The organism is Streptococcus sp. Marseille-Q5855, from assembly GCF_946901985.1.
Taxonomy (GTDB): Bacteria; Bacillota; Bacilli; order Lactobacillales; family Streptococcaceae; genus Streptococcus.
In genome coordinates, this window is the sequence record NZ_CAMPPR010000001.1 from 298,761 (window position 1) to 313,024 (window position 14,264).

Consider the following 14,264-nt stretch of genomic DNA (forward strand, 5'->3'; position numbering starts at 1 on the left):
TTACCTCATATTTCTTAGATTTTCTTTTAGGAGGGATTGGTAATGCCGTGACACATGAACCTCCTTGTGGGTCTGATAAAAGGAAATGGTGCCCGTTCCTGAAAAGGACTTGTCCACCGAATAAACCTGACGGATATTAGCAATAGTCGACTTGGATACTCGACTGAAATAACGGGGCAGGATAGACTCCAACTCATAGAGTTTAAGCCGAACCTCGTAGGCATCTTTCTGGGTATGGGCGTAAATCTTGTTCCCCTCTGTTTCAAAGAAGAGAATTTCCGACAAGTCCAGATAATATTCACCCGTCCCCTTGTAAAAAATCAACCTAGGAGACTTGGACTCTTGCAAGAGTCGCTGTAAATCCGCAATCTCATCTGTCAAAGCCGCCGCCTTGATGACAATTTCAGTTTCCTCTAAATTGCTATCAATTTCGATTCGTAACTTCATTCCATCTCCTTTCTGACTCTACTATATCAAAGGAAAAATAAGAAAACAAGAGCAAAAAAGCAAGTGGTTACTTTAGGCACGTAAGTGGTTCTAGGACCGCCTTATACTCTTCGAAAATCAAATTCAAACCACGTCAGCGTCGCCTTACCGTACTCAAGTACAGCTTGCGGCTAGCTTCCTAGTTTGCTCTTTGATTTTCATTGAGTATTAACTTACAGGTCAAAATAGAAAGAAAAGCACACCCCACACAAGACCACAAATATAACCAACTACTACATCCTTGGGATAATGCACGCCACCTAGGACTCGCACAAGTCCGAGGAGGGCTGACAAGACTAACAAAACAACCCCTACAGATAAACTAGCATGAAAGTAAGCCATAGAAATAATGGTTGCTGAAAAGACATGACGGCTGGGCATAGACTGACCAGGACTATCTCTGTCTAGTAGCGGGACAATTTCCCAAACTTCATAAGGCCTAGGGGCATTGATTTTCTTACGGAGGAAGGACAAAATCACAAAACCTGATGCAGGGATAAACACATACATCAAGACCTGTTTCCCAAGTCCTTGTTGGAGATAGATAATTGCTAACAAGGTCAGATAAACTATAGGCATAACTACTGTCATGAACCGATTGAAAGTTCTTAACAAGCTCAGAAGAAAGGGCTTATTTTCAATGTTACCAGCAATGTGGTCATACCATTCTTGATAATTTTTCATATATTTTCTCATCACTTACTCAAATTTTGCTTATAGGGAAGCACTTGTCTTCTAGTATAGTGCAGAAAAAGAAGGCCGTCAAGCCTTCTTTCGATTTATTCTTCTGCTTCGTCTTCTGTAAATTGACTGTTGTAGAGGTCAGCGTAGAAGCCTCCTTGTGCCATCAACTCATCATGATTGCCTTGCTCGATGATATTCCCATCTTTCATAACCAGAATCAGATCAGCATTACGGATGGTTGACAAGCGGTGGGCGATGACAAAGGAAGTTCTTCCCTCCATCAATCGGTCCATGGCCTTCTGAATCAATTCCTCCGTCCGAGTATCAACAGAAGAAGTCGCCTCATCCAAAATCAAGAGTGGTGCATCTTTCAGCAAAGCACGAGCGATAGTCAAGAGTTGTTTTTGTCCGACAGACAAGGTCACCGTGTCGTCCAAGACGGTATCATAACCATCTGGTAGGGTCATGATAAAGTGGTGAATTCCTACAGACTTGCTGGCTTCAATCACGCGCTCATCACTAATACCCTCTTGGTTATAGATAAGATTGTCTCGGATAGTGCCTTCAAAGAGCCAAGTATCCTGCAAGACCATTGAAAAAGCATCATGTACTTCCGAACGCTTCATCTCCTTGGTATCCACACCATCGATACGGATACTTCCCTTATCAATCTCATAGAACTTCATCAAAAGATTAACAATAGTTGTCTTACCAGCCCCGGTCGGTCCAACAATGGCAACCTTTTGACCTGCATGAGCTATCGCAGAAAAGTCATGGATAATGGTTCGCTCTGGTGTGTAGCCAAAGGAAACTCGATCAAAGACCACTTGACCTTTCATATCGCTCAATTGTCTTTCTTTATGGGATTCATCTTCCATTTCCTCTTCAGCTAGAAATTCGAAGACACGCCCCATGGCTGCGCTAGCCTGCTGCAAACTAGTAATCCCTTGGGCGATTTGTGAAAGAGGCTGAGAAAAGATACGAACGTAGGCCATAAAGGCAACGATAATCCCGATACTGATGTGTCCATTTAAAGCCAAGGCTGCACCAACGATAATCACCAAGGCATAGCTAAAGTTCCCAATAAACATCATAATCGGCATCATAATCCCTGAAATAAACTGAGACTTCCAGATACTGTCATACAGACGATTGTTTAATTTCGCAAACTCTTCTTTCGTGCTCTCGATAGCATTGTAACTAGTCACTACATTATGGCCAGAGTACATTTCCTCCACATAACCATTGACAGCTGCCAAATCCTGTTGCTGATTCTTAAAGAAGCCCTGCGATTTTCCCATAAAGACGGACACGAAAGCAAATCCAACAAGAGTTGAAACAACCGTCACCAAGGCTAAAATCCAGTTCATCCCAAACATGGTTACCAAGACTGCTAAGACCAATAAACTAGATGAAAGAACTGTTCCCAGACTTTGATTAAGGGACTGGGCTGCAGTATCAACATCATTAGTCACACGAGACAAGGTATCTCCTTGAGAATGTCCATCAAAATACCCCAATGGAAGGCGATTGATTTTCTCTGCAATGGCTGATCTCAAACGCTCTGAAAAACGTTGAATGGCTGTTGTAAACAGAAAGGCCTGCAAATAATTGGATAAAAGTCCAATCACATAGATGACGGCCAAAAAACTACCGATGGCTGCAACCGCCGCGACATCCACACTTGTTTCCAGACCACTGGCAATAATATTAGTCATTTCCTTGATGCGGGTTGGACCATATACAGTAATGATATTGGATACGATTGTTGCTAGAAAGGCAATCAAAAGGGCAAACTGGAGACCTGCAAGATAGGGTTTACTCTGTTTCCAAAGAGACATTTTCTTATTTTCCATGTTCCAATTCCTCCTTCGATAGTTGTGAATAGGCAATTTCTTGGTAAACTTCGTTATTAGCTAGAAGTTCCCTGTGGGTACCTTGTCCCACGACTTTACCTTGATCCAAGACCAAAATCAAATCTGCATCCATAATCGTTGAAATACGCTGTGCAACGATAAGCTTGGTCATAGACTTAGTTTTCTCTGCTAGCTCTTGGCGTAGGATACGGTCTGTCTTGTAGTCCAAGGCTGAGAAGGAGTCATCAAAGATGAGGATTTCTGGCTTCCGAGCTAAGGCACGCGCAATGGCCAGACGCTGTCTTTGACCACCTGAGAAGTTGGTTCCTCCTTGGGCCACTTCTGACACTAAGCCCGCTTCCTTGTCTTCGATAAAGTTCTTAGACTGGGCCAACTCCAAGGCTTGCCACATAGCCTGCTCACTAAGTGGTGTTTCTTGACTTTGTCCAAAGTCCAAATTGCCCTTAACATCACCTGAAAAGAGAACCGCTTTCTGGGGAATATAACCAACCTTGTTGCGCAAATCTTCTAAGGCATAGCCTTGAACATTGACACCGTCCACCAGAATTTCTCCTTCTGACACATCGTAGAATCGTGGAATCAGATTGACCAGAGTTGATTTACCAGAACCTGTTGACCCAATAAAGGCCACTGTTTGACCAGCTTCCGCTTTAAAGCTAACATTCTCAATAACCGCCTCCGAATTTGCCGCATAGCGGAAGGTCACATCCTTAAATTCGACCTGACCTTTGAGGTTTTCATCAGCCAGCTGTACTTGAGCAGGATTTTGGATAGAAGAATGCAAATCTAAAACTTGATTAATTCGCTTAGCAGAGACCATAGTTCGGGGAAGAACGATGAAGAGTGCTCCCATGAGAAGGAAGCCCATGACAACCTGCATGGCATAAGACATAAAAACAATCATGTCACTAAAGAGAGGCAGACGCGCTATCGGAGTAGCGTCGTTAATCACATAGGCCCCAATCCAGTAAATCGCCACACTCAAACCACTTGAAATCCCCATCATGATAGGGTTCAAAATAGCCATAAGACGGTTGACAAACAAATTCAAGCGTGTCAATTCATCATTTGCTGCAGCAAATTTTTCATTTTGGTAATCCTCTGCATTGTAGGCACGAACGACACGAATACCTGTTAAACTTTCACGAGTGATACTGTTCAGTTTATCAGTCAGCCCCTGAATCAAGGACTGTTTTGGAAAGGCCAGTGTCATCAAAACAGTAGTCATCAAAACGTTAACAATCACTGCCACAAGTACGGCCCAGAGCCAGTATTCTGAATGGCCTAAAATCTTCCCGATAGCCCAGATAGCCATAATCGGACCACGTGTAACTACTTGCAAGCCCATGGTAATCAACATCTGAACTTGAGTAATGTCATTGGTGGTACGAGTTAGGAGACTGGGAATAGAGAATTTCTTAATCTCTGTCTGCGAGTAATCCAAAACTCGGTTAAAAATATCACTTCTCAGCCTACTAGTATAAGAAGCTGCCACTCGGGATGCAAAAAATCCAACTGCAACTACGGACAAGAAGGCAAGAAAGGACATTCCCACCATCATGCTTGCCGGCTGCCACAACTCATCTAAATTAGTTCCTTGACTACCTAGCAAATCCGTAATTTTCGAGATATAGGTTGGCACTTCCAACTCCAGATAGACCGAAAAGCAAGTAAAGAGAATAGCTAGTAAAATCATCCCCCATTCTTTTCTACTAATTCGTTTGGCTAATTTCTTCATTATCTCCTCCTATTCTTTTGATATTTTCCTGTAGTTGACTGAGAACTTTCTCAAAAATCAGTAATTCATCTTCATCAATGTCTTCCATCAACTGCTTGTCTATCCGTTCAAAAAAAGCCTTAACCTGTTGCATCTGAGAACGTGCTTTGTCCGTCAAACGAACAAATTTTGCCCGCTTATCGCTAGGACTCGCCTCCAATTCCACCAAACCATTTTGCACCATACGCTTGACCAAATTACTAGCAACAGACTTGGTAATATTGAGTTCCTGCTCGATATCTTTAATCAAGACCAAGTCTTGGTTTTTCTCACGATTATCCAAAAAACGCACAACCTGACCTTGAGGCCCACCCATAAATTCAATACCACAACGTTTGGCTTCCTTTTGCACCATCAGATGAATCTGATGACCAAAACGCTTAAAGACTAACATCGGCTTATCCATACTTACTCCTTTCTAACCATTGCATTTAGTTCTCCTAGGAACTAAATAAGTTTTCATGAGAACTATTTTATCATTTTCAGAAAAGATGTCAAGAAAAAGTTTCCAAGAGAACTATTTTCTTGATTCAAAAAATCCCAAGTGATTTTTTCACTTAGGATTATGTTCTCTAGGTTAAATTAGAACCCATCTACGTTTGTGTAGATTTTTTGTACGTCTTCGTCGTCTTCAAGAACGCTGTAAAGTTTTTCAAAGGTTTCAAGGTCATCGCCTGACAATTCCACTTCTGACTGAGGAATCATTTCCAATTCAGTCACTTGGAATTCTTCGATACCTGACTCACGAAGGGCAACGATAGCCTTATGAAGGTCAGTTGGAGCTGTGTAAACTGTGATTGTTCCTTCTTCTGCTTCTACATCGTCCACATCCACATCTGCTTCTAGCAATTGCTCAAAGACTGCGTCCGCATCTTCACCTGCAAATACGATAACACCTTTGTTGTCAAAGAGGTAAGAAACAGAACCTGAAGCGCCCATGTTTCCTCCGTTTTTACCAAAAGCTGCACGGACATTAGCCGCTGTACGGTTAACGTTTGAAGTCAAGGTATCAACGATCAGCATAGAACCATTTGGCCCAAAACCTTCGTAACGTCCTTCTGTAAAGGTTTCGTCTGTGTTTCCTTTAGCCTTGTCCAAAGCTTTATCGATAACGTGTTTTGGCACTTGGGCTTGTTTAGCACGGTCGATAACGAATTTCAAGGCTGAGTTTGATTCTGGATCTGGATCACCTTTTTTAGCTGCTACATAGATTTCTACACCAAATTTTGCATATACTTTAGAGTTAGCTCCATCTTTAGCCGTTTTCTTGGCTACGATATTGGCCCATTTACGTCCCATTAGGAATCTCCTTTTTTCACATTTTAATCTTTCTTATTATAACACAAGTTTTTTCGATTTTCACTAGAGGAAATGGATTTTATTCAGTAAATCCAACTAGGATAACACTTTGGTTACCAAGATAGCCTTGCCTTTCCATCCTTATCAACATTCAAAAAACAAACTAGACCATTATCTGTAAATAGAAAGTTTCGGACAAGTTTGACAAAGTCCGCTCAAGCTACTGTTTTGAGGTTGTAGATATAAGCGATAAAAACCATTATACTGCACCTTTTGTTGACAGTCTACTCCAGACGTATCATAGTTCAAGTAAATACTTTGAAATTCAACAGTTCTTATAGGAGATATTGCATTCTAAGAAGTCAATAGAAGAGTTTCTAAGCAAACCTCTAATACTCAATAAAAAATCAAAGAGCAAACTCGAAAGCTAGCCGCAGGTTGCTCAAAACACTGTTTTGAGGTTGTAGATATAAGCGACAAAAACCATTATACTGCACCTTTTGTTGACAGTCTACTCCAGACATATCATAGTTCAAGTAAATACTTTGAAATTCAACAGTTCTCATAGGCGCTATTGTATTCTAAGAAATCAATAGAAGAGTTTCTAAACAAAACCATAATTTATGTGTTCTTGAAACAGAAATTTATGCTCTTTTTGATTTCACATGATACTGAAGTTAGACTAGTACAACGGCACTTCTAAAACAAGTAAAAGGTAGCTAATTCCCTGTATAGCAAGGAGTTTCACTACCCTTTTTACTTTTTCTTACAGCCCCTGTTTGATAGACTCATTTTAACATCACGAGCATGCTCCAATGGAAATCGCTAGGCAAGAGATAAACTTTCAGATATTCGCAGAGAGATCATCGCCTCTTTTTGTCGCAAACATTCTTCCCCCCTAATCATTTTCTACCTTATCCTCTACCTGAGGATAGAGAGTCGTTCCCCAAATAGAAATCGTCCGCTTACGCACTAGGGGCAAATCGGTTTTTTCATAAACCGTACGCCACCATTCCCAGGCAAGTCCGGTACACTCTCTAATTTTGATAGAGAGATTGCGAACATTCCCTTTTAAAGGAATACTAGTGGTAAAGTGAGCCGTCAAATCCTGGCCATTTCTGTCCCAAGCCTTAGCAGTCAAGATTTCCTTACCTTGATTATCATAGGATAATTCATCCCAAGTAATGTAATATTGGGCAACATAGGCACCACTATGATCCAAGAGTAAATCTCCGTTTCTGTAAGCTGTCACCTTAGTCTCAACATAGTCTGTACTGTTTTGAAAGGTCGCAACTACATTGTCCCGTAAAAAAGAAGTTGTATAAGAAATCGGCAAACCTGGATGATCGGCTGTAAAGCGACTGCCTTCTTGAATCAAGTCCTCTACCATATCCACCTTGCCTGTTACAACTCGGGCACCCGAACTCGGGTCGCCCCCTAAAATAACCGCCTTCACTTCTGTATTGTCCAAAATCTGTTTCCACTCTGTCTGAGGAGCTACCTTGACTCCTTTTATCAAAGCTTCAAAAGCAGCCTCTACTTCATCACTCTTACTCGTAGTTTCCAACTTGAGATAGACCTGACGCCCGTAAGCAACACTCGAAATATAGACCAAAGGACGCTCTGCAGAAATTCCTCTCTGCCTCAAATCCTCTACCGTTACAGTATCTTGAAACACATCTCCTGGATTTTTAACAGCATCTACGCTGACTGTATAATAAATCTGCTTAAAATTAACAATCTGAATCTGCTTTTCGCCCGAATGGACAGAATTAAAATCAATATCAAGAGAATTCCCTGTCTTTTCAAAGTCAGAACCAAACTTGACCTTGAGTTGTTCCATGCTGTGAGCCGTGATTTTTTCATACTGCATTCTAGCTGGGACATTATTGACCTGACCATAGTCTTGATGCCACTTGGCCAACAAATCGTTTACCGCTCCACGAACACTTGAATTACTGGGATCTTCCACTTGAAGAAAGCTATCACTACTTGCCAAACCAGGCAAATCAATACTATAAGTCATCGGGGCACGATCGACCGCAAGAAGAGTGGGATTATTCTCTAACAAGGTCTCATCCACTACGAGAAGCGCTCCAGGATAGAGGCGACTGTCGTTGGTAGCTGTTACAGAAATATCACTTGTATTTGTCGACAAGCTCCGCTTCTTTCTTTCGATAACAACAAACTCATCGGGTAACTGATTCCCCTCTTTGATGAAACGATTTTCAATACTCTCTCCCTGATGGGTCAAGAGTTTCTTTTTATCATAATCCATAGCTAGTATAAAGTCATTTACTGCTTTATTTGCCATCTTCTACCTCCTAATAAGTTCCTGGATTGAGTTGCATAAACTCAGACTTGTTCAGCAAAATCAGCCGTGGTTGGACTAAGTGATCCAAAATTTCCTCGTACAATTCTTCTGAGACATTGCGTCGCCGTCTGGCTAGATAAGAAGTCGGAATGACCGTATTATCCAACATAAATACCTTATCTAAGTCAATCAAGGTTGGTCTTGTAAAAGGATTACGAGCTAGATCCGGCTCTTCTATCATAAAGTTCTTGACCAAACGTCTGGTCAAGAGAGCTGGTTTGAAGGTCTGATTTTTAACTAACTCTTTGTTTTTAGTCGTGCTGTTGTCAATACAGATATACATATGATTCTTCATAGCCAAATCACTACTAATAGTCGGAAAAGGCAAATAAAGAGCTACAACATCTCCTCTCTTAATCAAGCAAAAGCACCCCCTTTTCTCCTAATGTAACATAGACAGGATTGACCAAGTCTTCTGATTGACTCAGAATTTCCAACGTTTGAGTTTGGCGCCCTGTCAATTTAGTAGCATCTTGTCTCTTCAATACAAAATGCTTGTCGCCAATAACCTTGACACTATAATCCTTCTCCAAAGCTGACTGGTAAATCCACATCAGATATTGTCTGTCCTGAGAACTCAAGAGCAAGGGATTTTCAAGTCTCCCGATAGTCTGATAAAAATCAAAAACAGGAGCCAAAGCTTGCCAATCTGACTGGCTAGTTGTCAAGGCTAGAAAAAGGGCTTTGCGAGCTGATACTTCTTGGTTAGCCTTGAGAGTCCCCTTGCCCTCCAAGTTTTTTAGAAAGTGGGAAACTCCAGAAAGCAAATCTTTCTCTAACTGCGAGAAATAAAAACCTTGCCTTCCCAGACATAAGTCTCTCAAGTCGCTTTCTCTAGCAAATAAGAGTTCAAACAGTTGATAGTAAAAGAAAAATATCTGGCACTGGGTCGCACTCATCTTTTCCTTATCGGCTTCTTTTTTTAACCAGAGCAAGGGCAATAGGTAGCTGGATTGATACATTTCCTCCACCTCCTACTCTTTTTTCTCTGGAGCATCTGCACTAGCTGCTACTTCTTTTGACTGGATACTTTCCCACTGGTTGATTTCCTCTGAGATAAGACCTTCGCATGTCTTGACAAATAGGGCAAAAGCCTTGGTTTTTCCTGCATATTTCTCTGTTTGGCATTGATAGAGAAATTTTTCCCTTTCCAGGAGTTGCGCAGTCTTTTGGTAAGAAATCCAGTGTTCCTTGGCATTATACAAATTGAGAATCCCCTCACACAGCAAGCCTAGACTGGACAAGGCAACCGAAATCAAACGGTAGCGATCACCTGGCATAGGAATAGCACAAAAGACCGCTATGAGAAAACCTGCCACGATTTCTGTTATTTTTAATACCTTATAGCGTCTACGATGTTGAACGCTTTTCTTTAAAAAATGAGCTATCTGTACGTCTAGTCGCTCTGCCAAGTACATTTCTTCTGGCGTCATATTCGTAACCCCTTTCATTTACTTTGATAATCATAGTATAACATATTTGAATATCAAAGTATAGTAAAAACTGGACTATAGCTTATTATAAAATCCAAATATGAAATGTTTGTGAAATGAGAGAAAAATATCACAAAAAGGATGGAACAAAAAGTTTCAAAATGATAAAAGCGCATAATACCTTGCCTTAAAAAGCTTGATATTATGCGTTTTATCAGAGAAAGATTTTCTGAATGTTCACCTCAAATTTAGTTTTTCCAACATTCTATCAATCACTATTCTAGCTAGTTTCCGACTAGTCTAAGCTTTGCTTATCCTAACTGAGCAAGAATAGCTTTGAGTTTATCAATCAACTCATCTTCTGTATGGTCAGACTCTTTCTCATTGGCTAGGAAGGTAACTGCTTGAGCGAGAGCTTCTCGTGCTTGGTCGAGGACTTTCGCATCTACATTTGTAAGGTCGTTTTCTTGCAGAACCTTAGTCAATTCCTTAGTCAATTTCTTGAGTTCTGACTCTTTCTTACGACGCGCGATGAGGAAGAGAAGGAGACCAAGAAGGGCGAGCAGGCTACCAATCATGGTACCGTATGGAAGATGACCTTGCTCTTTGCTTGTTTCTTGCATTTCCTCTTCATCCTTAGTCGCTTGCTTGCCTTTCAAGGACTCGAGTACTTCTTTGACCTTAGCAGTAATCTCTCTCAATCCTGCCTCTGTCAAGTCAGCATTTCTAAGGGCTTCTTGACCCTCTCCGAGAATAATCTTCGCATCGTCGATGACAGATTGATCAATACCATCCAAGTCTTTCAAACGAGTTTCCAAGTCTTGAATCAAATCTCTTAAGACTGATTTATCAACCTGTTTCTCTTGACTCGATTGAGCGCCCCCAGCGAAAGCTACACTTCTACGGCTACGGGTTGGTGGTGTCACACTGGTGTTAGTGTTGCCACCATTGTTGGTATTACCACCATTGTTAGTGTTGCCACCATTGTTAGTGTTGCCACCATTGTTAGTGTCCCCACCGTTATTAGTGTTGCCACCATTGTTGGTATTACCACCATTGTTAGTGTCCCCACCGTTATTAGTGTTGCCACCATTGTTGGTATTACCACCATTGTTAGTGTCCCCACCGTTATTAGTGTTGCCACCATTGTTGGTATTACCACCATTGTTAGTGTCCCCACCGTTATTAGTGTTGCCACCATTGTTAGTGTCCCCACCGTTATTAGTGTTGCCACCGTTATTAGTGTTGCCACCGTTATTAGTGTTACCACCATTGTTAGTGTTACCACCGGTGTTGGTGTTACCACCGGTGTTGGTGTTGCCACCGTTATTAGTGTTACCACCATTGTTAGTGTTGCCACCGTTATTAGTGTTGCCACCGTTATTAGTGTTGCCACCATTACCTGGTGTGGTTGAGTTTCCTTGGTTAATACGAGCAGAAAGATCTTCAAGGATTTTATCTAGGGCGTTTAAGCCGTCGTCCTTCGCTTTGTCTACCGCAGTTTGATCTCCAGCTTGGTCAATGGCTGTATTCGCCTTGTCCGCTGCTTTTTGAACCTCTGCTTTAGCTTTGGTCTTCTCTGTATCAGACAACTTCGCGTTGTTGCTGATAGCTTGGTCTTGCGCTTTCTTAGCAGTATCAACTTCTTTCTTGGCGTTCTCTTTCCCTACTGGGTGCACGCCGTTGATTTCGCTCAGACCTGTTTGCTTAGCCGTGTCTACCGCAGTTTGATCTCCAGCTTGGTCAATGGCTGTATTCGCCTTGTCCGCTGCTTTTTGAACCTCTGCTTTAGCTTTGGTCTTCTCTGTATCAGACAACTTCGCGTTGTTGCTGATAGCTTGGTCTTGCGCTTTCTTAGCAGTATCAACTTCTTTCTTGGCGTTCTCTTTCCCTACTGGGTGCACGCCGTTGATATTCTCCAACCCCCGGCGCAAGGCATCACCCACCTTAATAAGGCTGTCGGCATTTTCAATATCGCGTCTAGCTTCGCGCGCATAGTCATTAACTGTTCCAGTGGCATTATTTCGCTCTGTAGTCGAAAGGTTTTTATTCTGACCAAGACTGTTATTTTTACGTTGTCTAGCTTGCTCTATGTCATCCTTGGCACTTTCTTTTGCTTCCTCATATGTTCTGGAATGCCACTGATTAGCAAGGAAAACCTCATTCCCATCTGCTCCTCTCAAACCTACAGCATAGTCAAGCTTGTTGATATCGTTATTCCCTTGAGTGTCAAAAGTTATTTTATAACTATTTTCATTATCTCCCAGCGAGAAATAATATAAATCCGAACCACTACTATTTATTTGGGTAAATTTTGCGTTTGATTGGTCTTGAAATCCTGGTTCGTTTTCATTTCGTCTCTCATATGGTTGAATCCATCCCGTACCATGGCGAGCTAAATCATCAAAGCTTGCTACTGGTAGGTTTTTCGGACTACTTCGTCTATTGATTCCGGTATTACTAACGGTTCCTTTAGTCTGATTGCTAAAACCTGTTCGAGAGTGTCTTAGAAGATCAATCAAGTTCCCAGAATTAGAAGATACAGCAGTGGTGCCACCGTTTTTGCCACGAATACTAATACTATCTGTACCTTGCTTGAGTGTTTGCCCCGAAGGAATCGTCAACCAAACACCTGTCCCAGGTATTCGTCTATGTCCATTATTTATTTCAATCTCCCAATGGAAACCATCATTTGTAGGAGTTACTTTTGCAAGAATATAGTTTTTTGCTTGTGAGACAGGTCTGGTCGCATTGTCCCTCGGTCTTTTATCAGAGAAAAAAACATAGGTATATCTATCGTAGGTCTTATCTCCCGACTTACCGTTTTCAATGTAACTTTCATGTCGATCTAAGGGACTTGTCGCCCTTGCAGACCTTCCACTATAGTTAGCACTACGAAAGTCAGAGTAGCCACCATCACGTGGTTGAGGAGTTACTCCTTCAACTGTAGTCTCTTCTCCATATTTTTCTTCCAGCACTCCTTCGATGAGGTCTCGGGATTTTTTCAGGTCGACTAGGGCAGCGGCAAAATCTTCTTGGCTGATGGTATCACCTTTAGAAAAGGCTTCATTGAACTTATCAGCTGCTGCTTTTGCTGCTTGGATTTTACTTTCTTCAGCCCCCTCTTTTTGAAGTCGTTTATAAATAAATTCCAACTCATCTTTTAGTTTGTAGGCTCCATCACCTTGATTAGTATAAGTTGGAAGTTCTTGTCGACTAGGCTTTTCACTAGATTCAGTTTTTTCTGAGCTACCTACAGCTTCTGGACTCACCTGGTCCACAGCTGGTGTGGCTTGACTCAAACCGCCTCTTTTACGACGCTTTCCTCCAGTTGCTTGCTCGGTCACAGCCCCCTCTGGAGCAGTAAGCCCATGATTTGTCAGACTTACTTCTTCTGAGACTGGAGGAGTTGGAACTTGGGGTGACAAAGCTTCCTTGACACGGCGCGTAAGTTCTTCCATAGCTCTTACTTGCTCATCAACCTGCTCTTGCGTCGCTTTTGGATTCTCTAAGACCGCCTTAGCTGCTGCTAGGCGCGCCTCCACTTCAGCATGAAGTTCTTGCATTGAGCTAAGCGTTAGTTTTGCCAACAAAGCTTCTAGGGTGCCTTGGGTCGATTTGGCCGCTGTCGTATTAGCAGCAGTAGCCTCTTCTTTCTCTTTTACTTCTCCCGCTTGAGGCGCTTCTTGGTTAGCTGGATTTGTCTCTGACTGATCAGAGTCGGATTCTACTCCAGTAGTGTTAGACTCTGCTCCTGCTTGCCCTTGATTTGCTTCCTCAGCTTTAGTACCTTGCGTTTTTAGCTCACCCGCAGGCTCACCTTCAGCTGGCTGTTCGATCACAGTCTTCTTCAGTTCTCCTTCATCCGACTCCTGCGGATTCCCATCAGGGTTACCAGCAGACCCAGCAATCACTTTACTAGCCGTAGCCAGAGACACATCAGGCGCCTGCGCTTGCACCCCATTTGCGAAAAACATCAATGCCGCAACCGCAACGCTAGCAGCACCAAAATGGTATTTACGAATAGAATAACGGAAAATTTTCTCTCCGTTATCCTTATTGCTTTTTCTAAACATAAGCATAAAACCTTTCCTCGTCTAAGTGCTTTCCCAAGCTTAAAAAGCTCACAAAAAGCCGATAGACGATAATATATCAACTATATAGTAACACTTCTGACATAAAAATCAATCCCCTCTCCTATACGATAGAGTCAGGAAAGGCAAGAAAAAAGCGACATTATATATATATATATGCATATACATATAAAACCTTTTAATACAACCTATTTTTTAACAAATATGCGATAGTTATGATAGATTTATTTATGTATAGTT

Annotated in this window: 11 protein-coding genes; all 11 read right to left on the reverse strand. The window is 41.9% G+C overall.

Features of this window, described 5'->3' with window-relative positions; genetic code table 11:
• The gene (locus OC529_RS01570; protein ID WP_020901878.1) at nt 1–447 is read right to left on the reverse strand and encodes a LytTR family DNA-binding domain-containing protein; all 447 of its coding nucleotides are present in this window, start codon (nt 445–447) and stop codon (nt 1–3) included.
• A gap of 219 nt (nt 448–666) precedes the next feature.
• Complete coding sequence (locus OC529_RS01575; RefSeq protein WP_173276293.1) at nt 667–1,170, reverse strand: phosphatase PAP2 family protein; 504 nt, start codon at nt 1,168–1,170, stop codon at nt 667–669.
• 95 nt (nt 1,171–1,265) lie between these two features.
• Nucleotides 1,266–3,026, reverse strand: coding sequence for an ABC transporter ATP-binding protein (locus OC529_RS01580; protein WP_262081330.1), 1,761 nt, complete (start codon nt 3,024–3,026; stop codon nt 1,266–1,268).
• On the reverse strand, nt 3,016–4,785 hold the full coding sequence (locus OC529_RS01585) for an ABC transporter ATP-binding protein (protein WP_112445760.1): 1,770 nt from the start codon (nt 4,783–4,785) through the stop codon (nt 3,016–3,018). The genes OC529_RS01580 and OC529_RS01585 overlap by 11 nt, the downstream gene beginning before the upstream one ends.
• Nucleotides 4,760–5,230, reverse strand: coding sequence for a MarR family winged helix-turn-helix transcriptional regulator (locus tag OC529_RS01590; protein WP_112445758.1), 471 nt, complete (start codon nt 5,228–5,230; stop codon nt 4,760–4,762). The genes OC529_RS01585 and OC529_RS01590 overlap by 26 nt, the downstream gene beginning before the upstream one ends.
• Before the next feature lie 176 nt (nt 5,231–5,406).
• Nucleotides 5,407–6,123: a YebC/PmpR family DNA-binding transcriptional regulator gene (locus OC529_RS01595; RefSeq protein ID WP_000532882.1), complete on the reverse strand. Its 717-nt coding sequence runs from the start codon at nt 6,121–6,123 to the stop codon at nt 5,407–5,409.
• An 898-nt stretch (nt 6,124–7,021) separates the two neighbouring features.
• Entirely contained in the window at nt 7,022–8,437 is a 1,416-nt protein-coding gene (gene ply, locus OC529_RS01600) for a cholesterol-dependent cytolysin pneumolysin (protein ID WP_004237042.1), read from the reverse strand.
• A gap of 10 nt (nt 8,438–8,447) precedes the next feature.
• Nucleotides 8,448–8,858 (reverse strand): hypothetical protein, encoded by a 411-nt coding sequence (locus OC529_RS01605; protein ID WP_262081331.1) that lies wholly within the window; start codon nt 8,856–8,858, stop codon nt 8,448–8,450.
• Entirely contained in the window at nt 8,851–9,459 is a 609-nt protein-coding gene (locus OC529_RS01610; protein WP_262081332.1) for a hypothetical protein, read from the reverse strand. Before OC529_RS01610 ends, OC529_RS01605 begins: the two co-directional genes overlap by 8 nt.
• Before the next feature lie 12 nt (nt 9,460–9,471).
• Complete coding sequence (locus OC529_RS01615) at nt 9,472–9,930, reverse strand: DUF4231 domain-containing protein (RefSeq protein ID WP_262081333.1); 459 nt, start codon at nt 9,928–9,930, stop codon at nt 9,472–9,474.
• Nucleotides 9,931–10,241: 311 nt separating this feature from the next.
• Nucleotides 10,242–14,012, reverse strand: a complete 3,771-nt coding sequence (locus OC529_RS01620) for a DUF1542 domain-containing protein (RefSeq protein WP_262081334.1) — start codon at nt 14,010–14,012, stop codon at nt 10,242–10,244.
• Between the last annotated feature and the right edge of the window lie 252 nt (nt 14,013–14,264).

Bases quoted from the DNA above. Each gene is read 5' to 3' on its own strand.
- OC529_RS01570 (WP_020901878.1), bottom strand. From the start codon at position 447: ATGAAGTTACGAATCGAAATTGATAGCAATTTAGAGGAAACTGAAATT.
- OC529_RS01575 (WP_173276293.1), bottom strand. From the start codon at position 1,170: ATGAAAAATTATCAAGAATGGTATGACCACATTGCTGGTAACATTGAA.
- OC529_RS01580 (WP_262081330.1), bottom strand. From the start codon at position 3,026: ATGGAAAATAAGAAAATGTCTCTTTGGAAACAGAGTAAACCCTATCTT.
- OC529_RS01585 (WP_112445760.1), bottom strand. From the start codon at position 4,785: ATGAAGAAATTAGCCAAACGAATTAGTAGAAAAGAATGGGGGATGATT.
- OC529_RS01590 (WP_112445758.1), bottom strand. From the start codon at position 5,230: ATGGATAAGCCGATGTTAGTCTTTAAGCGTTTTGGTCATCAGATTCAT.
- OC529_RS01595 (WP_000532882.1), bottom strand. From the start codon at position 6,123: ATGGGACGTAAATGGGCCAATATCGTAGCCAAGAAAACGGCTAAAGAT.
- ply (WP_004237042.1), bottom strand. From the start codon at position 8,437: ATGGCAAATAAAGCAGTAAATGACTTTATACTAGCTATGGATTATGAT.
- OC529_RS01610 (WP_262081332.1), bottom strand. From the start codon at position 9,459: ATGTATCAATCCAGCTACCTATTGCCCTTGCTCTGGTTAAAAAAAGAA.
- OC529_RS01615 (WP_262081333.1), bottom strand. From the start codon at position 9,930: ATGACGCCAGAAGAAATGTACTTGGCAGAGCGACTAGACGTACAGATA.
- OC529_RS01620 (WP_262081334.1), bottom strand. From the start codon at position 14,012: ATGCTTATGTTTAGAAAAAGCAATAAGGATAACGGAGAGAAAATTTTC.